This is a genomic window from Macrococcoides goetzii (assembly GCF_002742385.2).
Classification (GTDB): Bacteria; Bacillota; Bacilli; order Staphylococcales; family Staphylococcaceae; genus Macrococcoides; species Macrococcoides goetzii.
Genome location: NZ_MJBI02000001.1, coordinates 116,748 through 141,669, shown reverse-complemented (window position 1 = coordinate 141,669; position 24,922 = coordinate 116,748). Strand labels below are relative to the sequence as shown.

At 34.9% G+C, this 24,922-nt stretch carries 21 protein-coding genes and 1 pseudogene; 5 read left to right on the top strand and 17 right to left on the bottom strand.

Translation table 11 applies throughout. The annotated features are described in order from the left end of the window. Window positions 1-52: 52 nt before the first annotated feature. Both icd and BFS35_RS00715 read right to left on the bottom strand, forming a co-directional pair. The gene (icd, locus tag BFS35_RS00720) at window positions 53-1,321 is read right to left on the bottom strand and encodes an NADP-dependent isocitrate dehydrogenase (protein WP_099579926.1); all 1,269 of its coding nucleotides are present in this window, start codon (window positions 1,319-1,321) and stop codon (window positions 53-55) included. Between the two features lie 61 nt (window positions 1,322-1,382). Next, window positions 1,383-2,501, bottom strand: a complete 1,119-nt coding sequence (locus tag BFS35_RS00715; protein WP_099579923.1) for a citrate synthase — start codon at window positions 2,499-2,501, stop codon at window positions 1,383-1,385. A 263-nt stretch (window positions 2,502-2,764) separates the two neighbouring features. On the opposite strand from BFS35_RS00715, the gene BFS35_RS00710 reads away from it, so the two are divergent. Further along, window positions 2,765-4,183 carry an amino acid permease gene (locus BFS35_RS00710; protein WP_099579921.1) on the top strand — a complete coding sequence of 473 codons (1,419 nt, stop codon included), beginning with the start codon at window positions 2,765-2,767 and terminating at the stop codon, window positions 4,181-4,183. A 74-nt stretch (window positions 4,184-4,257) separates the two neighbouring features. On the opposite strand, the gene pyk is transcribed toward BFS35_RS00710, so the two are convergent. The 7 genes and pseudogenes from pyk to BFS35_RS00675 all read right to left on the bottom strand — a co-directional run bounded on the left by pyk (window position 4,258) and on the right by BFS35_RS00675 (window position 13,731). Beyond that, complete coding sequence (gene pyk / locus BFS35_RS00705) at window positions 4,258-6,018, bottom strand: pyruvate kinase (protein ID WP_099579919.1); 1,761 nt, start codon at window positions 6,016-6,018, stop codon at window positions 4,258-4,260. Between the two features lie 95 nt (window positions 6,019-6,113). Then, window positions 6,114-7,073 carry a 6-phosphofructokinase gene (pfkA, locus tag BFS35_RS00700; RefSeq protein WP_099579917.1) on the bottom strand — a complete coding sequence of 320 codons (960 nt, stop codon included), beginning with the start codon at window positions 7,071-7,073 and terminating at the stop codon, window positions 6,114-6,116. 208 nt (window positions 7,074-7,281) lie between these two features. Beyond that, a complete protein-coding gene (gene accA, locus BFS35_RS00695; RefSeq protein ID WP_099579915.1) occupies window positions 7,282-8,226 on the bottom strand; it encodes an acetyl-CoA carboxylase carboxyl transferase subunit alpha in 945 nt (314 codons plus the stop codon). Window positions 8,227-8,228: 2 nt separating this feature from the next. After that, a complete protein-coding gene (gene accD / locus BFS35_RS00690; protein WP_099579913.1) occupies window positions 8,229-9,083 on the bottom strand; it encodes an acetyl-CoA carboxylase, carboxyltransferase subunit beta in 855 nt (284 codons plus the stop codon). Between the two features lie 5 nt (window positions 9,084-9,088). After that, the gene (locus tag BFS35_RS00685; RefSeq protein ID WP_099579911.1) at window positions 9,089-9,532 is read right to left on the bottom strand and encodes a FadR/GntR family transcriptional regulator; all 444 of its coding nucleotides are present in this window, start codon (window positions 9,530-9,532) and stop codon (window positions 9,089-9,091) included. 87 nt (window positions 9,533-9,619) lie between these two features. Continuing rightward, a pseudogene (locus BFS35_RS00680) lies at window positions 9,620-12,768 on the bottom strand (DNA polymerase III subunit alpha). 18 nt (window positions 12,769-12,786) lie between these two features. After that, window positions 12,787-13,731: a DHH family phosphoesterase gene (locus BFS35_RS00675; RefSeq protein WP_099579909.1), complete on the bottom strand. Its 945-nt coding sequence runs from the start codon at window positions 13,729-13,731 to the stop codon at window positions 12,787-12,789. Window positions 13,732-13,803: 72 nt separating this feature from the next. Between BFS35_RS00675 and BFS35_RS00670 the strand changes: the two genes are divergently transcribed. Beyond that, complete coding sequence (locus tag BFS35_RS00670) at window positions 13,804-14,157, top strand: YtpI family protein (RefSeq protein WP_099579907.1); 354 nt, start codon at window positions 13,804-13,806, stop codon at window positions 14,155-14,157. Window positions 14,158-14,345: 188 nt separating this feature from the next. Here BFS35_RS00670 and BFS35_RS00665 read toward each other — a convergent pair whose 3' ends face one another. Together BFS35_RS00665 and BFS35_RS00660 are read right to left on the bottom strand one after the other, a co-directional pair. Then, window positions 14,346-15,647 (bottom strand): DRTGG domain-containing protein, encoded by a 1,302-nt coding sequence (locus BFS35_RS00665; protein WP_096076163.1) that lies wholly within the window; start codon window positions 15,645-15,647, stop codon window positions 14,346-14,348. A gap of 31 nt (window positions 15,648-15,678) precedes the next feature. Beyond that, a complete protein-coding gene (locus tag BFS35_RS00660; RefSeq protein ID WP_099579905.1) occupies window positions 15,679-16,362 on the bottom strand; it encodes a metal-dependent hydrolase in 684 nt (227 codons plus the stop codon). A 139-nt stretch (window positions 16,363-16,501) separates the two neighbouring features. On the opposite strand from BFS35_RS00660, the gene BFS35_RS00655 reads away from it, so the two are divergent. Both BFS35_RS00655 and BFS35_RS00650 read left to right on the top strand, forming a co-directional pair. Next, window positions 16,502-17,572, top strand: a complete 1,071-nt coding sequence (locus BFS35_RS00655) for a M24 family metallopeptidase (RefSeq protein WP_099579903.1) — start codon at window positions 16,502-16,504, stop codon at window positions 17,570-17,572. Beyond that, window positions 17,569-18,201 (top strand): copper homeostasis protein CutC, encoded by a 633-nt coding sequence (locus BFS35_RS00650; protein WP_099579901.1) that lies wholly within the window; start codon window positions 17,569-17,571, stop codon window positions 18,199-18,201. The genes BFS35_RS00655 and BFS35_RS00650 overlap by 4 nt, the downstream gene beginning before the upstream one ends. Before the next feature lie 50 nt (window positions 18,202-18,251). Here BFS35_RS00650 and ald read toward each other — a convergent pair whose 3' ends face one another. After that, window positions 18,252-19,367 carry an alanine dehydrogenase gene (gene ald, locus BFS35_RS00645; protein ID WP_099579899.1) on the bottom strand — a complete coding sequence of 372 codons (1,116 nt, stop codon included), beginning with the start codon at window positions 19,365-19,367 and terminating at the stop codon, window positions 18,252-18,254. 207 nt (window positions 19,368-19,574) lie between these two features. On the opposite strand from ald, the gene BFS35_RS00640 reads away from it, so the two are divergent. Then, window positions 19,575-20,072: a universal stress protein gene (locus BFS35_RS00640; RefSeq protein ID WP_099579897.1), complete on the top strand. Its 498-nt coding sequence runs from the start codon at window positions 19,575-19,577 to the stop codon at window positions 20,070-20,072. A gap of 299 nt (window positions 20,073-20,371) precedes the next feature. Here the strand turns inward: BFS35_RS00640 and BFS35_RS00635 are convergent, their stop codons facing one another. From BFS35_RS00635 to sppA, 5 genes are all read right to left on the bottom strand, one after another. Further along, complete coding sequence (locus tag BFS35_RS00635) at window positions 20,372-21,571, bottom strand: acetate kinase (RefSeq protein WP_099579895.1); 1,200 nt, start codon at window positions 21,569-21,571, stop codon at window positions 20,372-20,374. 75 nt (window positions 21,572-21,646) lie between these two features. After that, entirely contained in the window at window positions 21,647-22,576 is a 930-nt protein-coding gene (locus BFS35_RS00630; protein ID WP_170137290.1) for a class I SAM-dependent methyltransferase, read from the bottom strand. Window positions 22,577-22,636: 60 nt separating this feature from the next. After that, the gene (tpx, locus tag BFS35_RS00625) at window positions 22,637-23,134 is read right to left on the bottom strand and encodes a thiol peroxidase (protein ID WP_099579893.1); all 498 of its coding nucleotides are present in this window, start codon (window positions 23,132-23,134) and stop codon (window positions 22,637-22,639) included. Between the two features lie 76 nt (window positions 23,135-23,210). Further along, a complete protein-coding gene (locus BFS35_RS00620; protein ID WP_099579891.1) occupies window positions 23,211-23,801 on the bottom strand; it encodes an RDD family protein in 591 nt (196 codons plus the stop codon). Window positions 23,802-23,810: 9 nt separating this feature from the next. Further along, complete coding sequence (gene sppA, locus BFS35_RS00615) at window positions 23,811-24,824, bottom strand: signal peptide peptidase SppA (protein ID WP_099579888.1); 1,014 nt, start codon at window positions 24,822-24,824, stop codon at window positions 23,811-23,813. Window positions 24,825-24,922: the final 98 nt, after the last annotated feature.

The window sequence follows — 24,922 nt, the reverse complement described above, 5'->3', positions numbered from 1 at the left end:
ACTATGAATTTCATTCATAATACTATCCTTTAAAGTTAGACTACTTTACTCATTACATATTTTTAATTAATTCGTCAGCGAACTCTGAACATTTCACTTCAGTTGCACCATCCATTAAACGTGCAAAGTCATACGTTACGACTTTAGAAGCAATTGATTTCTCCATTGCTTTTGTGATTAATTCTCCAGCTTCTTTCCATCCTAAATGATCTAACATCAATACACCACTTAAAATAACAGAAGATGGATTTACTTTATCTAATCCCGCATATTTTGGTGCAGTACCATGTGTTGCTTCAAAGATAGCATGCCCAGTTTCGTAGTTGATGTTTGCACCTGGTGCAATACCGATACCACCTACTTGTGCTGCTAATGCATCACTAATGTAGTCACCGTTTAAGTTCATTGTAGCAACAACATCGAACTCAGCTGGACGCGTTAAAATTTGTTGTAAGAAAATATCAGCGATTGAATCTTTCACTAATAATTTACCAGCAGCAATTGCTTCATTTTGCGCTTTATCCGCAGCTTCTGCACCTTGTTCAGCTTTAATTTTGTCGTATTGATTCCATGTAAATACTTTATCACCAAATTCACGTTCAGCTAAATCATAACCCCACTGTTTGAAAGCACCTTCAGTAAATTTCATGATATTCCCTTTGTGTACTAATGTTAACGACTTACGACCTTGCTCAAGCGCGTAGTTTAATGCTGCTCGAACTAAACGTTCTGTTCCCTCTTTAGAAACTGGTTTAATACCGATACCTGAAGTTTCAGGGAAGCGGATATTTTTAGCACCCATTTCATTTTGTAGGAATTCAATCACTTTCTTAACTTCGTCAGATCCTTCTTTGTACTCAATACCAGCATAAATATCTTCAGTATTTTCACGGAAAATAACCATATCAGTATCTTCAGGACGTTTAACAGGTGAAGGAACACCTTCAAAGTAACGTACTGGACGTAGACATACGAATAAATCTAATTCCTGACGTAATGCTACGTTTAAAGAACGGATACCTCCACCAATAGGTGTAGTTAATGGTCCTTTAATCGCGATTAAGTATTCTTCAATAGTATCTAAAGTTTCTTGTGGCAACCATTCACCTGTGTTATCGAATGCTTTTTGACCTGCTAATACTTCTTTCCATTCAATCTTTTTCTCACTATTATATGCTTTTTCTACCGCAGCATCTAATACGCGAACAGCAGCATTCCAAATATCCGGACCTGTTCCGTCACCGATAATAAAAGGTACGATTGGATTATTAGGTACGTTTAAAACGCCATTATTATTCGTAATTTTTTCAGCCATTTTTATTTTGCCTCCATTATTAATATTTCTTACTTTAGTTTACCTTATAAATGCACTTTTAATCATTTTATCTTTCTTCAATCGGGACATATTTACGACCAACTTCACCAACATAAGTTGCACGTGGACGAATAATTCTATTATCACTATATTGCTCTAAAATATGCGCAATCCAGCCAGAAGTACGTGATACTGCAAAGATTGGAGTGAATAAATCATGTTCAATACCCATTGAGTGATAAACTGTTGCTGAATAGAAATCAACATTCGGTAATAAACCTTTTTCTTCTTTTAAGATATCGGCAATACGCACAGACATATCAAATAATTCTTTTTGACCAGTTTCATCAGTAATTCTTCTAGACATTTCTTTTAAATATTTAGCACGTGGATCTCCATTTTTGTAGACACGGTGACCAAAGCCCATAATCTTCTCTTTTTTAGCAATCTTATCTGCGACATAGCTATCCACATTATCTAATGAACCAATTTCATCCAGCATCTTCATAACCTGTTCATTAGCACCACCATGTAATGGTCCTTTTAATGCGCCAGCTGCAGCGACAACACCTGAATACATGTCAGATAAAGTAGAAACAGCAACACGTGCTGTAAATGTAGAAGCGTTTAATTCATGATCCGCATGAAGAATTAACGCTTTATTGAAGCCTTCTTCCTGTACTGCTGTTGGTTCTTCACCAAATAACATATATAAGAAGTTCGCAGCATAACTTAAATCTTCTTTCGGCTTCACGACTTCTTTACCTTGGCGAACACGAGCGAATGCTGCAACAAGTGAGGCTACTTTAGCCTGAATACGAATTGCTTTATTCATATGTGCATCTTCATTAAATTCATCTGCACGAGGATCAAAATGTGCTAAATAAGATAATGATGTACGCAATCCTGTCATAGGGTGTACATGATCCGCTGCATAATCTTCAAAATGACTGTACATTCTTGGATGCAAAGTCATATTTTCAAATAACTGTTTTCTAAAATCAGCTAATTCTTCCGCATTCGGTAAACGGAAGTTCCATAATAAGAAGACAACTTCTTCAAATTTTGCGTTTTCTGTTAAATCATCTATTTCATAACCTGCATAAGTAAGTTGATCACCAATAATTGAACTTACTTTAGTGTTTGAAGCAACAATACCTTCAAGGCCCTTCACTAATTCTGCCATTTTTGACTCCCCTTTGCACCATATTTTTTGTTATGCCAAATGTAACGGCTTTCACAACTCAATTATATCTAATGTCCTCACATTTGTGAATGAATTAGGAACTTAGAAAATTTTTATCTTACGTGATAACTTTTACTTATATTTAAATTTTAATTTTATCATTTAATTAATTCTTAAAAATATTAAGAATATTTTAAAAAATGTTTGTAATTTTCAGATTTTAGTAAGATAATATAGATACTAAAAATGAAATGGGGATTAGTATGGCAAATCATAATCGTAGTATCGAAGAACGAAATGATTTACAACGTTCGTTGTCAAATCGACATATTCAACTGATTGCGATTGGGGGCGCAATTGGTACCGGACTATTCTTAGGTGCAGGAAAATCAATCAACCTGGCTGGTCCATCTATTTTATTTACTTATTTAATTATCGGACTCTTTTTATTCTTGTTTATGAGAGCATTAGGAGAATTACTATTATCTAATACAAACTATCATTCGTTTACTGATATTGCACGTGATTATCTAGGAGACTTCGCAGGATATATTACCGGCTGGACTTACTGGTTCTGTTGGGTCGTAACTGGAATGGCGGAAGTTACAGCCATTGCTAAGTATGTGCAGTTCTGGTGGCCCGACTTTCCGACATGGTTATCATCACTTTTATGTATTCTTGTGTTAATGTTCTTAAACTTATTAACTGCTAAATTATTCGGAGAATTAGAATTTTGGTTTGCATTGATTAAAGTTATTACAATCATTGCATTGATCATTACAGGTATTGTGCTTATTGTCATCGGTTTTAAAACAAACTTTGGAGTAGCAACGATTACAAACCTTTGGTCACATGGTGGATTCTTCCCGAATGGCACGAACGGATTCTTATTAAGCTTCCAGATGGCAATATTCAGTTTCGTTGGGATTGAGTTAATCGGTGTAACAGCCGGTGAAACCCAAGACCCTGAAAAAACTTTACCAAGAGCAATTAACAGTGTACCAATGCGTATTGTATTGTTCTATATTGGTTCATTAATCATCATTATGAGTATCACACCTTGGGATAAAATCGATCCGAACGAAAGTCCTTTCGTTAAATTCTTCGGATTAATTGGCATTGGATTTGCAGCAAGCTTAATCAACTTTGTAGTAATCACTTCTGCAGCTTCATCTTGTAACAGTGGTATCTTCTCTAACAGCCGTATGTTATTCGGGTTAAGTAAGAACTATTCAAAAGGAAACGATAGTTTCTTCCAACGTACGAATAAAGGAGGTGTACCTGCCAACGCAGTAGTATTCTCAAGCGTGTTGTTATTACTATCAGTATTACTGAATTACTTTATGCCAAATGCAAATGCAGTATTTACATTAGTAACAACTGTTGCGACAGTGTTCTTTATCGTTGTGTGGTCTATCATTCTTGCAGCATATCTTGTTTACTTAAAACGTAGACCACAATTACATCAGTCAAGTATTTATAAATTACCAGGTGGTAAAATTTCTGCTATCGCTATTCTTTTATTCTTTGTATTTATGTTCGGTCTATTGTTTATGGCTGAAGATACGAGAATGGGATTATTCGTATCACCATTGTGGTTTTTATTATTAGCAATAATGTATGCAGCACAAGGTGGATTTAAAAAGGGAAATTTTGATCCACATAACTATGATAATAAATAATATAAACTAAGAAGCACAGGACATCAGTCCTGTGCTTCTTAATTTATATTCAAATTCACCTAGATATATAACAATTAATTTACTTTTGCATGTCCAACATAAACTTTATTGTGCTCTGCATCCACTGTTACTAAAGTACCAGTTTCTAGTTTTTCCATAACGTCTACAACGCCAACAATCGTTGGCTTACCTAACGTTAATCCAACAACTGCTGCATGTGATGTTAAGCCACCTTCTTCAGTTACGATTGCTAAAGCTTTTTCAATGTATGGAACCATGTCAGCATCCGTAGAAGGCGCTACAATGACTTTGTCTGATAAGTCTTTATCTGCTAGTTCTTCTGCAGATCTAACAGCTAATACTTTACCAACTGTTGCATTACGGCCAATACCTTGTCCAGCTGCAATGACATCTCCAATTAAATGGATTTTCATTAAGTTCGTTGTACCAGCTTCACCAGTAGGGATACCTGCAGTGATAATTATTAAATCTCCATTCTCAACAGTTCCTACTTCAATTGCTGCCTGAACTGCTTTATCTAATAATTCGTCTGTCGTTGATTTCCCTGTCTTAATCACTGGAATAACACCCCAAACAAGTGCCATATGACGTGCAGTTTCTTCATAAGGTGTTACTGCAATGATATGAGCATGTGGGCGATATTTAGAAATTGTCTGTGCAGTTGTTCCACTTTCAGTTGCAGCAACAATCGTTTGAACATCTAAATTTAATGCAGTATGTGCTACAGATACACCAATTGCATTGACCATTGAAGGCTGATTTAATTTCGTTCTGTCAGATAATAAACGCTTATAATCCTGAGCTTCTTCTGCTGCAAAAGCAATGTTATGCATCGTTTTAACTGACTCTTCAGGATATAATCCTGCTGCAGTCTCACCAGATAACATGACAGCATCTGTTCCGTCATAAATCGCATTTGCCACGTCACTTGCTTCTGCACGTGTACAACGCGGATTACGTTGCATAGAATCTAACATTTGTGTCGCAGTTATAACTGGTTTACCCACAACATTACATTTTTGAATCAAATCTTTTTGCACTAGTGGTACTTCTTCTGCCGGAATTTCTACACCCATATCTCCACGAGCAACCATTAATCCATCCGAAACTTCTAAAATCTGATCAATATTTTCAATACCTTCTTCATTTTCAATTTTAGGAATAATATTGATGAAATCACAATTTCTATCCTCTAAAATTTTACGTATTTCTAAAACATCACTTGCACGACGAACGAATGATGCCGCAATGAAGTCAACGCGCTGTTCAATACCAAATATAATATCCTGCGCATCTTTATCTGTAATCCCTGGTAAATTTACTTTAACACCTGGTAAGTTAACACCTTTTTTATTCTTTAATTCGCCTGCATTGATCACATCACAGATAATTCTGCCTTCTTCATGCTTGATATCTTTTACCGTTAATTCAATTAATCCATCGTCCAGAAGAATCGTTGAACCTACATGAATATCGTTAATTAAATCTTCATATGTCACAGAAAATTCTGCTGGTGTTCCTAATACTTCTTTCATATTAATTGCAACTGTAGAACCTTTAATTAATTCAATCTTGTCGTTTTCCATGTTATGTGTACGAATTTCAGGTCCTTTAGTATCTAAAAGAATCGCTACAGTTTTATCTAATTTTTTAGCGACTTCACGAATCGTGTCGATACGTGCTTTGTGCTCTTCATGACTACCATGCGAGAAGTTTAAACGTGCTACGTTCATTCCAGCGTTCATTAATTTCTCTAACATTTCTGGCGATTCTGATGCTGGTCCTATCGTACATACTATTTTAGTTTTTCTCATGTTTATGAGCCTCCGGTAACTTTTTTTTATTCTATTCAATTAAGAAAGTTAATTCTAATTCAGTATTCATTCAACAGTGATAATAAACAATTATATTAAATTGATAACTCATTTGATAAAGCATACATTTGTTCATCTAAAGTATGCGTTGCAGAGAAGATATCATCAAATGATGTTTTAGATAATTTGTTATTCTGAATACCAACAGCTAACCCTGTTTCATCATTCATTAATAATTCTACAGCATAGCCACCTAGTCTACTTGCTAATACTCTATCTAATCCTGATGGAGATCCACCGCGTTGCATATGTCCTAATACTGATATACGCGTATCAACGTTAATATACTTCTTAAGCTGTTCACCACATTCGTGACCCATCATAACACCTTCAGCAACAACAATGATTGAGTGTTTCTTACCACGCTCAATACCTTGTTGTATTTTATCTGCAATTTCTTTAATATCTTTCTTATGTTCTGGAACTAATACTGTCTCAGCTCCACCAGCAAGTCCTGACCATAAAGCAAGGTCTCCTGCATTTCGTCCCATTACTTCAACAATAAATGTACGTTCATGACTTGACGCAGTGTCACGAATCTTATCAATTGCTTCTATAATTGTATTTAATGCTGTATCGAAACCGATTGTAAAATCAGTACCATTAATATCATTATCGATTGTACCCGGGATACCAATCGTCTTAATACCTTCTTCATTCAGACGTTGCGCACCTCGGTAACTACCATCTCCACCAACTACAACTAATCCTTCAATGCCGAGTTGTTTTAAATTATCAATACCTTTTTGGCGCACTTCTGGATCTTTAAACTCAGGGCAACGCGCCGACTGTAAGAACGTACCACCACGTTGAATTTTATCTCCTACGGTACCACGTTCCATCTTATGAATATTATTATTCACTAAACCATGATACCCTTGATAAACACCATAAACTTCAATATCATGGTACATTGCTTTACGTACGACTGCACGCACTGCAGCGTTCATGCCTGGTGCATCCCCACCACTTGTTAATACTGCTATCTTTTTCATAGTATTATCCTCACCTTTTGTCTATTGATACCTTTAAATTAACACAATCCAATATTTATATCCATTAAAATCATGTATTATAACAGATGTAAACGTTTTATCTTTGAACAAATTAAAAACCCGATAGAATAAGCTTCTACGGGTTTCACTTTAAGCGTTTTCATTGTTTTCCGATAATTTACATAACAGCATTTACTGACAAATAAGTTTACATTACACTGCCAATTTTTCTAAATTTATCATAGCGTTGATTTTTTAATGCCTGTTTATCTAATTGCATTAATTCATTTAAATGTTTTTCAATAGAAATATCAATATGTTCACTTTGAGCAGCGATATTTAAATGTGCGCCACCTTTAACTTCGGTAATCAGTTCATCTACAATATTTAGTTCCAGTAAGTCTGGTCCCGTAATTCTCATACTTTCTGCAGCGAGCTGTGCTAAACTACTATCCTTCCATAACAATGCTGCCGCACCTTCAGGTGAAATAACAGAATACGTTGAGTTCTCAAGCATTAATAATCGATTACATATCCCTAAACCTAATGCACCACCACTACCGCCTTCTCCAATAACAATCGAAATAACCGGTACTGAAAGACCCGCCATTTCAACTAAGTTTCTGGCAATAGATTCGCTTTGTCCACGTTCTTCTGCTGCTTTACCGGGGTATGCACCTTTCGTATCAATAAATAGTATAATAGGACGATTAAATTTATCTGCCTGCTTCATTAATCTCAATGCTTTACGATATCCTTCCGGATGTGCCATCCCAAAATTTCTATATATATTATCTTTAGTATCTTTTCCGCGTTGATGTCCTATCACTGTGACTGGTTGTCCTTTATATCGTGCTATACCTCCAATGATTGCCGGATCATCTCTAAAATTGCGATCTCCATGTAGTTCAATAAAATCTTCGAACAAATAATGAATGTAGTCCTGTGTTGTTGGACGTTCTGTAAGTCGTGCAATTTGAACGCGTTGCCAAGGTGTAAGGTTATCATAGATTTCATTAAATTTTTCTTCTCTCGAAATCTGTAATGTTTTTACTTCATCACTTAAGTCTACACCTTCAGTTGCCATATATTTCTTTAATTCTTCAATTTTTCGATCGAGTTCAATTAATGGTTTTTCAAATTCAAGCGCCATCGTTATACTCCTTTCGTATGCATCTGGATGAGTTTACTTAACGTTTCTTTCATTACTTTACGATGCACTACTTTATCCAGTTGTCCATGTTCAAGTAGGAACTCAGCTGTTTGAAAGTCGTCTGGTAGTTTCTCATTGATCGTCTGTTCAATAATACGTCGACCTGCAAAGCCAATTAACGCTTCTGGTTCAGCTAAATTGATATCACCTACAGAAGCAAAGCTCGCAGAAACTCCGCCAGTTGTCGGATGTGTCATATATGAAATAAATAAGAGTCCTTTTTCGCTATGTCTTTCTATCGCTACACTTGTTTTAGCCATCTGCATCAGAGAAAGAATGCCTTCCTGCATACGTGCACCACCACTGGCAGTAAATATGACAAATGGAAGTTCATGATCCGTACAGAAATCGATCACTCGGCTTATTTTTTCACCCACTACAGTACCCATAGACCCCATTCTAAATCTTGAATCCATCACGCAGATACCAAATCGATTTCCATCTATTTTACCGACACCAGTTACAACCGCTTCATTCAATCCAGTCTTTTCTTTATCGCTTTCTAACTTCTCTGCATAATTTGGAAATGAAAGTGGATTTTGAGAAGCAATCACTGCATCAAATTCTTCAAAACTATCTTTATCAGTAACAGCTTCAATACGTTCATACGCACTTAATGCCATATGATGATCACAATGAAAACACACATTTAGGTTCGTACTTAATTCCTTTGTATACATAATCTTCTTACATTTAGGACACTTGACCATGATGCCTTCAGGAACTTCTGTATCTTTCATGTTTTGTACAGCTACATATTTTTTCTTCTTATTACGCTTAAATATATCTTTGAACATATCCATCACTCCTCTACATCATATGTCTTTTCAAACTGTTTCAATAATTTCCATACACGAAACATGATGGTATTACGTGATTCAATCGCATCACTTAAATGTTGTACTTTCGTACCCTCAACAGTTACGATTGATTCTATCATATGTATAAAATCAGTAATTTCAGCTTGCTGTGTTTCTGTTGTCACAACATAGCCTGCTATCATTTCTATAAATTGATTATTATCCATTTCTGTTAAATAAGTACCTTCACCACGTCGTGTTTCAATCACACCAAGCATTTCTAAAGCTCTAAGTGCTTCACGAACACTTGACCTGCTAATATTAAGATTTTCACTCAAATAACGTTCAGAAGGTAGCTTATCGCCAGCAGTTAAATTTTTAGTTTTTATAATTTCATTAATCGCAGTAATTACTGCATTAAATCCTTTGTTTGGTATTGGATTCAAGGTTTTTCCCCCTTCGCATCAATAAAAAAACCTTAGTGGTCAGACCACTAAGGAATACTATACCATATATTAAAATGATTTGAAATGTTAAATTAGACGAATATCTGCCTTATCATATCGAGACATAAAGTCATCTAGTTTGTCTCTCTGAATAAATCCAATCGATTTCATTTCATTCTGCTCAAACTGAATCACTTCAATATCACCTTGTTTATTAATTTGTTCTGTATTTTGAAGTGGCACTCTTACAAATAACTGCTTCGCATTCAAATGAATATTCTCAACAAAATCATCAACTTTAATGACTTCGTTTACAATGATTTGATTATCTTTCTTATCATCAAATTTCCCTTTTACAATAAGAGGCTTATTGGTTTGAATCAATGGCTCGTATTGGTGGAATACTTTTGGAAAAACAACAAGGTCCATCTGCTGGATACCATCCATCGCTTGTACAAATGCCATTGGCTGACCTTTTTTTGTTCTAATCCTTCTGATTCCTTCAACCCAGAGTAAGATATACTGATCATTGACTTTTTGACTCATACGATATAAAGGCAAGTATTGTAGTTCATTAAACATGGCTTCAATTGGATGTCTGGAAATATAGAATCCAAGATACTCCAGCTCATAACTTGCCTTTTGATCATCCGACATCTCTTCATGATAATGATAGATTTTCTTCTTATTGAGTCCTAATGATTCGAGAAAGTTCATTTCACCAAAAGCTTCTTTTTCGACATCAAGAATCGCATCAAGTGAAGCAAGCAAAGTTGCACGATTTTCTTCAAACTTATCAAAAGCACCGACATGTATCAATGCTTCCAGCAATGCTTTAGATTTAACGCGTTTCGGTATTCTGGCACAAAAGTCATAAATATCTTTGTACGGTCCTTTTTTTCTTTCTTCAACAATTTCAACCACACTTCTGTAACCGACACCCTTAATCATACCGAGTGACATCATGATACCTGTCTTCTGCGCTTTGTAATACCAGCCCGCCTGATTAATATCAGCGGGATAAATATTGATCATCCTTGATTTAACTTCAGCGATAATTTCTTTTGTTTTATGCTCAACACCAATTTGATTACTGAGTGTCGCAGCATAAAATATATTTGGGAAATGCACTTTAAAATACATCATAATATATGATATTTTTGCATATGCGACAGCATGTGCTTTATTGAATCCATAATTAGCAAACTTTAAGATTAATTCATAAATCGCCGTCGCATCTTGTTTTGAATAACCATTCTTCATGCTACCCGATACAAAATGCTCTTGTTCCTCCAGCAACGTCTGATGGTTCTTCTTACTCATAGCTCGTCTTAAAATATCCGCTTCACCTAAACTAAACCCAGCAAATCGATTTGCAATCTGCATAATCTGCTCCTGATAGATGATTACACCATAAGTAGGTGATAGAATATCCTCTAAATCTACATGAGGTAACTGAACAGTTTGCTGATGATGACGTCTTTCAATATATAACGGTATTTGTTCCATCGGACCAGGACGATAAAGACTTAAAACTGCAACGATATCATTGAAATTTTCTGGTTTTAATCGTTTTAATACATTGCGTATTCCTTCTGATTCTAATTGGAATATCCCCATTGAATCTCCACTGGATAACTGCTCATAAACTTTTATATCATCCATCGGAATTTGTTCAATATTTATTGACTTACCATATTGTGCTTTAATAGAACGTAATATATTGTGTATGATCGTTAAATTACGTAAACCAAGAAAATCAATTTTAAGTAATCCAACCGCTTCTACTTCAGTCATATTCCATTGGGTAAGTGGGTATTCTTCACCCATCAATAAAGGTACATAATCAGTAAGTAACTGGTCATGAATGATAATGCCCGCAGCATGAGTTGATGTATGTCGTGGTAAACCTTCAAGTGATTTCGCAATTTGATACCATTTTTTGCGTCGTTCATTATAATCAATAAATCTGGAAAATGCATCATCTTCATATGCATCGATTAAATTATTAAAGCTTTTATTACTCAATATTAAACTTGCTTCTTTTAACTCACTTTCTGAGAACTGCAGTATACGTCCTACGTCACGCATCACTGCTTTCATAGACAGATGACCGAATGTCACGATACCGCTCACATTGAATGCACCATATTTCTGAATGACATAATCAATTACTTTATCGCGCTCTTTATCTTCAAAGTCAATATCAATATCCGGCATCGTTACACGTTCGGGATTTAAAAAACGCTCAAAAAGTAAATCATGTTCAATCGGATCAATAGTAGTGATCCCAAGGACATAACTTACGAGAGAACCACTTGATGATCACGCCCAGGACCTACCAATATATCATTTGTCTTAGCAAAATGGATTAAATCACTAACGATTAAAAAGTAATCAGAAAATCCCATGCTTTGAATGACTTCATATTCATATGTTAATCGTTCTTCATATCTTTCATCAAATTGAGGAAACTTTACTTTTTGCTTTTGCAAAAGTTCATTAAGATATGCATCACTTGATAAATCATTAGGAACCGGATATTTAGGTAAATGCGTTGATTGCTCAAGCGTAACATTACATGCTTCAGCAATTTCTTCTGTTGCCTGGACGACACTCTCAGAAATACCCAAATCTAATAATATTTCATCTGATTTAATATATTTTGTTCCGGACTTTAATTGAATTGTCTCAAGTGGTATCTTTTTATTATCATCAATTGCGTTTAAGATGCTTAAATCTACGATACCATCCGGCGATAAATATCGCACATCATCGATATATACACGCCTAGCTTCAATTGTACTATCGTGACTGACATAATAATCGGCATCTTCCAACACAAAATGTTCCTGATTCACATCTAATTGTTTATAAATAACGATTAACTGGTCAGTATATTGACGCAGTACATCAATTGATATTTTTTGTAGATTTTTCAGTTGTATACGTGAAGATAACTGCATCAGGCTTTTAAAACCCTCATTATTTTTGGCTAATAAAACTGTATAACAATTTTCAATCCCGTCTGTCAGGATGATTTCCATACCAATAATCGGTTTAATACCAGCATCGATGCAAGCTGAATAAAATGACTGCACACCAAATAGTACATTTAAGTCAGTAATCGCAACTGCTTTTTGTCCAAGCGACTTGACACGATTAATCAAGTCATCAATCTTAACTGTTGAATGGAGCAGATCATATGACGTATGAATATTTAAATGTACTACCAAGAAATTCACCTCATTTTATTAAGCATTTACTAACGCTTTTAATTGCGCGATTAATCTTTCTAATTCCTCTACACTATAAACAGATGCACCACTCGCCAATGGATGGCCACCACCATTATATTCTGCTGCAAGTTCATTGATAACTACACCTTTACTGCGAAGACGAACACGAATTTCACTTGACTCATCAATGGCAAACGCCCAAGCTTTAATGCCTTGTGTATCCGCAAGACTATTAACAAATAAAGATGCTGCACTAGCAGAAATATTAAATTGTTCTAATATTTCTTTCGTAATGAATATATATCCTACACCTTCCTCAAATATAAAATGTTGCAATACATACCCTTGAAAACGTATAGATGTTAGGTCACGTTGCTGCATTTGATTGATCATCTGGGTATGATCTATATCGTATTTCAATAGTTCTGAAGCAATCGCCATCGTTCTACTCGTCGTATTATTAAACAAGAAACGACCTGTATCACCTACGATACCGATATATAGACAGCGTGCAACTTCTCGTGTAATTAAGTCCGTACCATAACCGATATTCAACAGAATTTCATAGATTATTTCGCTTGTTGAAGAACTATCAGTATTAACGATATTAATTTCACCATATTGATCTACCGGGGGATGATGGTCTATCTTTATGATAGATTTACACAACTTATAACGCTCATCATCAATGCGTGGTGCATTTGCCGTGTCTAACACTAAAGCAAGTGCATCTGTAAATATCGCATCATTGATTTCATCCATTTCACCGATAAAGTTTAAATTGTCCACCGAACTTCCTACAGCATATACATTCTTATTTGGAAATAGCTTCTGTATTGCATGTTTAAATCCTAGTTGAGAACCTATTGCATCTGGATCTGGACGTACATGTCTAAATATAATGATCGTGTCGTAAGCATTAATTTTTTCAATCAATGCTCCTATTTCAGTTTTATTCATAATTTCTCCTTAGTTTGATAGATTTACAGGTCTTAAAGATATGCTATAATCTTTAAGACTGGAGGTTTAAAGATGGAAACAATTTTCCCTTATATTATCATGATCACTGTTACAGTGATGATCTTTTCTTTTATTTTCACAGTATATAATATCGCGAAATATTTTAGAGAAGTGAAAGATGTACGTCGTGCCTGGTATAGAGCACGTGCACGTCAATGTTTTTCAATCTTCATGTTTGCCTTTGCATGTAATCAAATATTACTATTCCCAAATACACTGACTTATATCATTTGCGCATTACTAATTGCCTATGCCATTTATAATTATCAGTACGCAATAAAGGCCAAAAAGTATTTTGAAAGCCATTTTGATGAAGAAGATGCAGCATGGGAAGCATTACGTAAAAAACAGCAAGGCAGAAGATAATAATCATGATTAAAAAGAGAGGCTGGGACAGAAGTGTTCTGCCACAAGCAAAAACCGGACAAAACTAATAAATCGCGCTTTGATTTATAGTTTTTGTTCGGTTTTTGTCGTAGGGGCAACTTCTGTTCCGCCATTTAAGCTGTTAAACAGAAGAGAGCTAAGACTTATGTCTGACTGTCTTTTTTTAATTAGTAATAATGTTCAATCACTTGAAGAATCGTCATTGCTTTTGCTACTGCATTATTATTCTGCATAATCGCAATTTCAATCTTTGCAAACTTACGTCCAATATCCAATAACTTTACTTCAACATCCAGAATAGAATCTATCTGTACTGTACGGATGAAAAAGATATTGATACTATCAATCAGTACATCACCACGAATTAACTTCTTCATATGAAATTTAACTGATTCCTCAATAATAGCAAGAAATACAGATTTACTTAAACTACCATATTGATTAGACATTTGAGGTGTGATCTGTATTGAAATTTGATCATTATTAAACTTCATCTTCTTTAATATCTGATCATTAAATGTATCTCCCATATGTGGCTGTCTATCCGCTGATTGCATCGCCTTCAATACATCTTCTCTTGAAACAACACCGATTAAGTTATTATAACGTGATACGACCGGCAAAAGTTCGATACTTTCCCAGATCATAATATGCGCACAACTTGCAACAGTCGTATTTAAGTTAACAGTAACCGGTGACTTAGTCATAACCTTCTTAATCTTTTCAGAAGGATTTTGATTGAAGATATCTTTACTTGTTACCATGCCGCTCAATTTATTGTTTGCATCCAAAACTGGAAAACGCGTATGTTTAGAGCTTTCTGATAACGCGTGCCAATCGCTGATTGAATCATTTTCCTTTAAGTAACGTGTTTCATCTAATTTAATTAATATATCTTGTGCCGTCAGCACTTCTTTTTTGATTAATTGATCATAAATCGCACGATTAATCATATTTGCAACGGCAAATGTATCAAAATTAGAAGAAATAATCGGTAATCCTAATTGATCCGATAAATTCTTAACTTCTTCAGCAGTATCAAATCCACCGGTGATTAAAACTGCTGAACCTTTACTTAAAGCAAGCTTTTGAACTTCGATTCGATTACCTACAATCAGTAGTGTATTTTCTCCGATATACTTACTGACTTCTTCTACTTCCATAGCACCAATTGCAAATTTCGTCAGTGATTTGTGCAGACCACTTCTGCCACCTAATACTTGTCCATCTATAATATTAACAATTTCGGCAAAAGTCAGACGGTCGATTGAGTTTCTTGTTTTCTTTTCGATTCGAACAGTTCCAACACGTTCTATCGTTGAAACGATACCGTTATTCTCTGCTTCTTTTATTGCACGATATGCTGTACCTTCTGACACATTAAGATCTTTTGCAATCTGTCTAACCGAAATTTTACTACCTACTGCTAGACCTGATATATGCTCGATGATTTGTTCATGTTTTGTCAATTTGCCACCTAGTTTCCATTACTTTTAATGCTTAAAGTGTTACTGATTGTCCTGCATCCAGAATTTCTACCGGACTTTTAACTTGTGATTTAAATTCATTAGGATCCACTTCAATGTACGGGAATGTATTGTAATGAATCGGCACAGTCAATTTCGGATTAATAAATGTGTTGATTGCATATGCTGCATCATCAATCCCCATCGTAAAGTTATCACCAATCGGTATAAAACATAAATCAACTGGATGACGTTCTGCGATAAGCTTCATATCTGAGAATAAGCCAGTATCTCCTGCATGATAAATTGTCTTACCTTCTACTTCAATGATAAGTCCGCAAGGCATCCCAAAATATATAATATTTCCTTCGTCATCATATAATGAATTACTATGAAAGGCTTGTACATACTTTACAGTACCGAAATCAAATTTCCATTTACCACCGATATTCATCGGATGTGCATGCTCAATCCCATGTCCACCTAAATATGAAACAATTTCTGGTGTTGCAACGACTGTTGCATTTGTTCTTTTAGCAATCTCAACAGTATCACCAATGTGATCACCATGGCCATGCGTTAATAAAATATAATCCGCCTGAACAGTTGAAGCATCTAAATCTGATAATTTATTGCCTGTAATAAAAGGATCTACTAAAACCTTTTTTCCATTACTTTCAAAAGAAATACAAGATTGTCCATGAAAATATACTTTCATATTTAGCACCTCTTCCTATTTATTAAGTTCATTATACATTATTCATGAATGTTTTAAAAAGATTGTAAAACACTATTGATTGAATAATGTCCTTATCTTTCATAAACTAGAGTTACTCAGAAATAAAAGGAGCATGATTATGAAACAAACATTAAAAAATTTACAGCAATTGATGCAATCTCAATCCATTGAATATGCATGGATTACGACACCAGATAACATTAATTACTTCAGTGGATTCCTATCAGATCCACATGAACGACTTACTGCTTTATATGTAACTCAAGACAACGCTTTACTCGTTGTACCAAATATGGAAGTCGAAGATGCGCAGAAAGCATCAAATCTTACTGCATATGGTTACTCTGATACTGAAGATGCATTTGAAGTTGCAAAGCAAAATACTAAATTCCCGGATAACGAAGTGCTATATATTGAAGAAGAACATGTTACTGTTAAGCGTGAAAAAGCCTTACTTAATACTTTTAAAGCCACACAATTAAATGCATTAGATCAGATCATCAAAGATATGCGTAATATTAAAACAGCAGATGAAATTGAAATCTTAAAAAGTGCTGCACAATATGCTGATAAAGCATTGCAAATCGGTGTTTCTCATTTAAAAGAAGGTGTTACGGAAAAAGAAGTAGCACAATATTTAGAATCGGAAATTTTAAAAATTGAAGGTATCAGCGGTATGAGTTTCAATACGACTGTACTTTTCGGAGACCACGCAGCAAGTCCTCACGGGACACCAGGTAACCGTAAGCTAAAAAATGATGAGTATGTACTATTTGATTTAGGCGTTATCTATAATGGATACTGCTCTGATATTACAAGAACGATTGCTTTTGGAAATCCGCCAGCATATCATCAGGAAATTCATGCGATTGTTACAGAAGCAAATCAACGTGCAATTAAAGGTGTTAAACCTGGTGTAAAAATTAGTGAAATCGATGCACTCGCACGTGACTATATATCTGAAAAAGGATATGGTGAAGCATTCCCACATCGTTTAGGGCATGGCTTAGGTATAACTGTGCATGAATTTCCAGATATTTCTTCTGCTAATGATGATACATTAAAACCAGGTATGTGCTTTACAATTGAACCGGGTATTTATTTACATGGTGAAATCGGGGTACGTGTGGAAGATGATATTTTAGTGACTGAAGAAGGTTATGAAGTATTGACAAGGTATGAAAAATGATAAAAGAAGCGGTAGTAGAAACATTTGACGAAATCATCCATGCAGCAAATCATGGTGCAAATCGTATTGAACTTTGTGATAATCTGTTTGTTGGTGGTACAACACCAAGTTTCGGTCTTGTAAAACTTGCTATAGAATATTGTCATCCACTAAATATCGAAGTAGCAGTAATGATACGTCCACGTGGTGGTGATTTTACCTATAACTTATTTGAAAAAGAAGTGATGCGAGAAGATATTATCACATTACAATCATTAAACGTTGATGCATTCGTCTTTGGTGCTTTAACAAAAGATAATGATCTGGATACGTTAACGATGCATGAATTAAGAAAGACAGCACAGGAGATACCTTGTGTGATGCATATGGCTTTTGATCAGATTCCAATAAGGCAGCAACTAAAAGCAATGGATGCTTTAATCGATATGAATTTTAAGCGTATATTAACACATGGTAGCGAAGACAAATCAACACCAATACTTGATAATGTTAATCAATTAGGGCGATTATTAAGACATTCTAAAGGAAATATAGAAATCATGCCTGGTGGCGGATTAAATAAAGATAACCTAAATGATTTACTTGAACTTATTCCTTTTCAGGAAGTCCATGGTACAAAAATTGTATAAAGATTAAGAGGAGTGCGAAATCGCACTCCTCTTTTACATACAACATTTAATTACTTTTCTAATAATGATTTTGCATCAACATATTCTAAACCTTGATCATCAGCTACAGCTTTGAAAGTAACATTACCATCTAAAGTATTGAAGCCTTTTAAGATCGCTTCATTATCTAAAGCTGCTTGTTTATAGCCTTTATTTGCAATTTGTAATGCATAAGGAATCGTAGCGTTCGATAACGCCATTGTTGAAGTACGAGGTACTGCTCCAGGCATGTTTGCTACTGAGTAATGCACCACATCATGTTTAATGAATGTTGGATCATCATGCGTCGTAATACGATCTGAAGTTTCAAATATACCACCTTGATCGATAGCGATATCAATTACTACTGAACCTGGACTCATCGTTTTAATCATTTCTTCCGTTACTAACTTAGGCGCTTTAGCACCAGGAATTAATACAGCACCGATAACTAAATCACTATTTTTAACTGATTCTGCAATATTTAAAGGTGTAGACATTAACGTTTGAACCTGACTACCGAACAGATCATCTAATTGTTGTAATCTAACTGGAGATAAATCTAAGATGGTAACATCTGCTCCAAGACCTACAGCCATCTTCGCTGCGTTAGTTCCAGCTTGACCACCACCAATAATAGTCACTTTACCTTTTTCAACACCAGGAACACCTGCTAATAAAATTCCTTTACCACCATTTGTTTTTTGTAGAAATTGTGCACCAATTTGAGTTGCCATACGTCCTGCAACTTCACTCATTGGAGATAATAATGGCAGTCCACCTGTAGGTAATTGTACTGTTTCATAAGCAATACCAACCACTTTTTTCTCTAATAAAGCTTTTGTCAATTCCACTTCAGGTGCTAAATGTAAATAAGTGAATAAGATTAATCCTTCTTTAAAATATCCAAACTCTGCTGATAACGGTTCTTTTACTTTAATCACCATGTCAGTATCCCATGCTTGCTCAACAGAAACGATTTCAGCACCCGCTTCTTTATAATCCTCGTCAGTGAAATAAGACCCCATACCTGCACCTGCTTCAACGCGTACAGTATGTCCATTTTCAACTAAAGCATGTACCCCAGCTGGTGTTAAACCTACACGGTTCTCGTTGTTTTTAATCTCTTTTGGAATTCCGATAATCATTAAAATTCATCCCCTTAATTTATAAATAATAACGCTTACATCACCATATTAGCACTTTGATGCTAAAACGCAAACCCTTTTGTTTTAAATTATATTTAAATCATCAGAAAGAAAAATTTGACGACGGTGTCACATACATTGTCAATAATTAGTGGTATAATTAAAGTGTAGAAAAGATTCGCAATATATAAAAATGGAGGGATAGTCATGTTAGTATATAAAAACATCTTAATTGCAGTAGATGGTTCAAGCGAAGCTGAATGGGCATTTAATAAAGCAGTCGAGGTTGCTAAACGTAACGATGCAACACTTCACATCATCAATGTTATCGATACTAGAAGTTATGCAAGTGTTGAGGCATATGACCGTTCTATTTCTGAACGTGCAACACAATTTGCTGAATCATTATTAGATGGGTACAAGAAAGTTGCTGGGTCTCGCGGTGTAAATAACGTTGAAACTTTAATTGAGTATGGATCTCCAAAAACAATTATTCCTAAGAAAATTGCTCAGAAATTAAATGCTGACCTTATCATGTGTGGTTCAACTGGATTAAATGCAGTGGAACGTTTCATCATCGGATCAGTTTCAGAAGCAATTGTACGTCATGCTGAATGTGATGTGTTAGTTGTAAGAACTGAAACTATGCCGGATAATTTTGAACCAGAAGTAGCTACGAAAGAATTTATGGATCAGAACAAATAAAATAAATCAATACGGAGGTGTGTAAAATGGAAATTGCAATTATTTTAGCAATTCCAACTTGCTTCTATTGTGCATTCGTTGATTTACAGAGAAATCACAAGATACCTAGATAACAATCCTCCGAAAATAATAGAGCTAAAATGATCATCGTCATTTTAGCTCTATTTTTGTTGGTGTATATAATAAATGCATGTTCGGAAACGGTTGTATTTTGTATTTACTACCGCTTTCGGTACAGCTAACGCTTCCACAATAAAAAAACTACCTATTCAATACAAATAGGTAGCATCTTAAATATATTAACCTAACTCCCCGAATTCCATAACGTCACGCGCGATCATTACTTCTTCATCTGTAGGAATAACCATTACTGTTACACGAGAATCATCTGTTGAGATAATTGCTTCTTTACCACGTAAGCCATTATTTTTCTCAGGGTCTACTTTAACGCCTAAGAATTCTAATTTTTCACATACTGCTTCACGGATCGTATCAGAGTTCTCACCTACACCAGCTGTAAATAAGATACCGTCAACACCACCCATAACTGCTGCATATTGACCGATATATTTTTGAATTCTATCTACATAGATATCCAATGCAAGTTGAGCGCGTCCTTCATTTTTTTCAGCTGCGATTTCAATATCACGCATATCGCTTGAAATACCTGTAATACCTAATACACCAGACTCTTTATTATATACATTTAATAATTCTTCAGCTGATTTATGCAATTTTTCCATTAAATAAGGAATTGTAGCAACGTCAATATCTCCTGTACGTGTACCCATCGTAATACCAGCAAGTGGTGTGAAGCCCATAGAAGTATCTACAGATTTACCATCTTTTACTGCTGTAATTGATCCACCGTTACCGATGTGACAAGAGATAATTTTTAAACCTTCTTCAGGTTTTCTATCCATCATTTCTGCTGCACGTTGTGCTACATATTTATGACTTGTACCATGCGCACCATATTTACGTACTTTATGTGCTTTATAATATTGGTATGGCAAGCTATATAAAAATGCCGTTTCAGGCATTGTTGAGTGGAATGAAGTATCAAATACTGCAACGTGTGGAATATCTGGTAACATTCTTCTGAAAGCCTGAATACCCATTAAGTTTGCTGCGTTGTGTAATGGCGCAAGTTCAATTAACTTTGCGATTTTTTCTTCAACGTCACGATTCACTAATGCTGAAGTCGGGAATAAATCTCCACCTTGAACAACACGATGTCCTGTTCCATCTAATTCATCGACACTTTTAATAATATCGTAATGAATCATGCGTGCTAACATCATATCAACCGCTTCTTCATGATCTTTAATATCTATAGTTCTTGTGCGTTTTTCACCATCAACCGTAATTGTAAATACTGAATTTTTCAATCCTATTCTTTCTACTAAACCTTTAGTTAGTACTTTTTCTGATGGCATTTCGAATAATTGGAATTTTAAAGACGAGCTACCGGCATTAATTGCCATAATTTTCTTCATGAAAATCCTCCTAAATAATTTTTAACACTCTTATTTAATCATTAATACAGGTTTAAAGCAACAATAATACAGTAATTATTTAGTACGATTTTCTGAATACCATGTATCAAGTTCATCTAAAAAGGCTTTCATTTTTCTTTCATCTTTAAAATCCGGTATATTTGCCAGTAAAACTTCCACTGGCTTTGAATCTGTCACCTTTTTATTCTCAAGCACTAATAAACTTTTGCGCAAATTTTCTGACTTAAATAGACTCGTAGGAAAATTTAAAAATACCTGCATAACTGTTTCTGTAGCAATAAATTTTTGGAGCTGTTCTACATTATCACCTTCAAACAACATGCTCGGAACGATTAAAAATGCATGACCTCCTGGTTTTAATGAAGCAATCGCTTGTTCGATTAGTAGATGATGGCTATAGCTATGTCCTTCTTTAAAGCCAAGCTTCATTTGATGACTGCGTTCATCAATCGGATAATAACCAATCGGAAAATCTCCTACAGCTATATCAAAATCACCTTCTGGTAATGGCATAATGGCATCTTGCGGGAAAACATCCATCGGCACTTCTAAAAAGTTCGCTAAATGTACACTTAATCTTGATAATACAGGATCTACTTCTACTAATACGTGATCAAATGTCGTTTCCGGATTTTGTTCATGTATTGTCGCAGATAAGTGTCCAGTACCACTCGTCAGATCAAGCATCTTAATTTCTTTATTATTCTGCATAAATAATCGAATGACATATGCTACTAAATAACCGATACTGTCCGGTGTCATCTGATGATTTGGTTGGATCATCTCTTCTTTTAACATGCTTAAATAGCTGAATTGAAATGCTTTACGTCGGTCAATAACCGTACTACGTTCTAAAGTTTCACGTTCATTCATATAAATATCTTCAAGTGCCAGACCTAAATTCTCAATGAAACTGTGTCCATTTTCTTTCTGAAATGCTTTAGCTTTATCGTCTATAAGTTTAAATAATTCTTCTATCATCATTGTTTCCTTTCAAATAAAAACTGCCCACTCGGGGCAGCATCTATACATTATTATTGTAAATTAGATTGATTTTAAAGCTTCGATTGCTTTATCATAATCCGGATGGTTCGTTCCTTCTGAAACGATTTCAGTGTAAACTACTTCATTAGCATCGCTTAATACGAATACAGAGCGTGCTAATAAACGTAATTCTTCCATCACTACACCGTAGTTTGTACCAAATGATAAATCTTTATGGTCACTTAATGTAACGACGTTATCTAAACCGTTCGCTGCACACCATTTCTTTTGAGCGAATGGTAAGTCAGCTGAGATAGTGATTACAACTGCATTATCAATGCTACTAGCTTCTTCGTTGAATTTACGTGTTTGTTGTTCACATACACCAGTATCAATTGAAGGGATAACTGAGATTAATTTTTTCTTACCTTCAAAGTCAGCTAGTGTCTTAACATTTAAATCTGTATCTAATACTGAAAAATCAGGCGCTGCTGTACCTACAGTTACTTGCTCACCTAATAATGTTACCGGGTTATTTTTAAAAGTTACTTGAGTCATTTGTCTTCCTCCTTAAGTGTTATTCACTTAATAATTTACCATGAACAGGACAAATTATAAAACTAAAAGCATTATTTTAACGGACGCCTTCATTTAAAATAAATTGTCTGATTTGCTCCTTATCTTCTCTTACAACAAATGTATCACTCAGTAAATCGTGAATCCCACGTTTCTTCGGATTGAATAATACAACAAGATAAAGCAGTGACCAAAAGAAATTACTAATATATCGACCGAATAATTCTCTTGTAAGTACTGTACCGATAGAAAGCTTTTCTTCTTTCAAACTTAACACTTTTAGTCCAAGTATCATCTTACCTAAAGTCGCTCTAAAGCAGTAAGTCATCAATACAAAATAGCTGAAATAAATGATCGCACTTAAAATATTTTCTACCGAGAATAATCTTATGCCAAAATAAGTATCCTGTAATCCGCCTAGTCCAACGATCGGTCCAATGATAATCCCTTTAATACTTGAAATGAGGATGAGATCAATAAGATATGCTATTAGACGAATACCGAATCCCGCATGGGTCAACGCTAAAATTTCATCTTCAAGTTTACGCTTATGACTATATGTACCGCTAGCTCTTTCGCTTACATATTGATCACTATCGACTGGAGAATATTGACGGACTGTATTACTTTCATTAAAATGTTCTGTCATTTTTCTCACCTACTCCCCGTAAAGATACATTGGCTCTAAACCTTGACGTTTTGACAGGATTTGTTGAACACGATCAACATCACTTTGTCCCATCAATTGTTTAACGAATGTATTTGCTGCAAAGAAATCTTTACCGAAAAATGAATCATCCGCATTAAATTCGATGACTTCTGCATGCTTTGCTTTCAAATCTGCTTTCATTGCTTTTAATGCATCTTTTTCCATACCGATTTCATCAATTAAATTTAATTTCTTAGCTTGTAATCCAGAATAAATTCGGCCATCAGCTATTTTTTTCACTTGTGCTGTATCGATATTTCGACCATCACTGATAACTTTTACGAATGCATTATAACTTTCGTCAACAAAGCTCTGTAAAATCTTGCGCTCTTCCTCATCCATCTCTTTTGTCGGACTCATAATATCTTTATGTGGTCCACTTTTAATCGTATTAAATTTAACACCATATTTGTCAGCTAATTCTTTATAATTCATAGACTGCATAATTACACCAAGAGAACCCGTAATTGTTTCACTTGAAGCATAAATTTTATCAGCTGGTGCAGAAATATAATATCCACCAGAAGCAGCCATATTTTTCATCGTAACATACACTTTTTTACCTGATTTTTTTATAGCTTCTACTGCGTCATGAATTTCAGCACTTTCATATACTCCACCACCTGGAGAGTTCACTACTAGCATCAGACCTTTAATATTGTCATCGTCTTTAATTTGTTCTAAAGTCTGTAATGTCTTCGTATGGTTGTATCCTGCTTCATCAAATAATCCTGGAACTCCAGTATCCTGAATTACACCATCTACTTCAACACGTGCAATTTGGTTAGATCCATCTGTACCTTCAAGCACTGTAGTACTGAGTTCATCACTTTTTATACTTGTAGCTTCTTCAAATGATTTTGAAAAATTCGTTGTTACAGCACTTGTAAAGAAACTTACAGACGTTCCTAAAATAAATAAAACTGCCGCAATAATCATTGCAATAACTCTTTTACTCATCAATTCATCCTCCAATATTTTTATTCTACTTAATCATAACAGATTATTTTTAGCGGAGAAGGATATCCATTCGCTTTTAAGGTAATTTTAAGATTCTTTAC

Excerpts from the sequence above, each read along its gene's own strand:
- BFS35_RS00715 (WP_099579923.1), bottom strand. The coding sequence starts at position 2,501 with ATGGCAGAATTAGTGAAGGGCCTTGAAGGTATTGTTGCTTCAAACACT.
- BFS35_RS00710 (WP_099579921.1), top strand. The coding sequence starts at position 2,765 with ATGGCAAATCATAATCGTAGTATCGAAGAACGAAATGATTTACAACGT.
- pyk (WP_099579919.1), bottom strand. The coding sequence starts at position 6,018 with ATGAGAAAAACTAAAATAGTATGTACGATAGGACCAGCATCAGAATCG.
- pfkA (WP_099579917.1), bottom strand. The coding sequence starts at position 7,073 with ATGAAAAAGATAGCAGTATTAACAAGTGGTGGGGATGCACCAGGCATG.
- accA (WP_099579915.1), bottom strand. The coding sequence starts at position 8,226 with ATGGCGCTTGAATTTGAAAAACCATTAATTGAACTCGATCGAAAAATT.
- accD (WP_099579913.1), bottom strand. The coding sequence starts at position 9,083 with ATGTTCAAAGATATATTTAAGCGTAATAAGAAGAAAAAATATGTAGCT.
- BFS35_RS00675 (WP_099579909.1), bottom strand. The coding sequence starts at position 13,731 with ATGAATAAAACTGAAATAGGAGCATTGATTGAAAAAATTAATGCTTAC.
- BFS35_RS00670 (WP_099579907.1), top strand. The coding sequence starts at position 13,804 with ATGGAAACAATTTTCCCTTATATTATCATGATCACTGTTACAGTGATG.
- BFS35_RS00660 (WP_099579905.1), bottom strand. The coding sequence starts at position 16,362 with ATGAAAGTATATTTTCATGGACAATCTTGTATTTCTTTTGAAAGTAAT.
- BFS35_RS00655 (WP_099579903.1), top strand. The coding sequence starts at position 16,502 with ATGAAACAAACATTAAAAAATTTACAGCAATTGATGCAATCTCAATCC.
- BFS35_RS00650 (WP_099579901.1), top strand. The coding sequence starts at position 17,569 with ATGATAAAAGAAGCGGTAGTAGAAACATTTGACGAAATCATCCATGCA.
- ald (WP_099579899.1), bottom strand. The coding sequence starts at position 19,367 with ATGATTATCGGAATTCCAAAAGAGATTAAAAACAACGAGAACCGTGTA.
- BFS35_RS00640 (WP_099579897.1), top strand. The coding sequence starts at position 19,575 with ATGTTAGTATATAAAAACATCTTAATTGCAGTAGATGGTTCAAGCGAA.
- BFS35_RS00635 (WP_099579895.1), bottom strand. The coding sequence starts at position 21,571 with ATGAAGAAAATTATGGCAATTAATGCCGGTAGCTCGTCTTTAAAATTC.
- BFS35_RS00630 (WP_170137290.1), bottom strand. The coding sequence starts at position 22,576 with ATGATGATAGAAGAATTATTTAAACTTATAGACGATAAAGCTAAAGCA.
- tpx (WP_099579893.1), bottom strand. The coding sequence starts at position 23,134 with ATGACTCAAGTAACTTTTAAAAATAACCCGGTAACATTATTAGGTGAG.
- BFS35_RS00620 (WP_099579891.1), bottom strand. The coding sequence starts at position 23,801 with ATGACAGAACATTTTAATGAAAGTAATACAGTCCGTCAATATTCTCCA.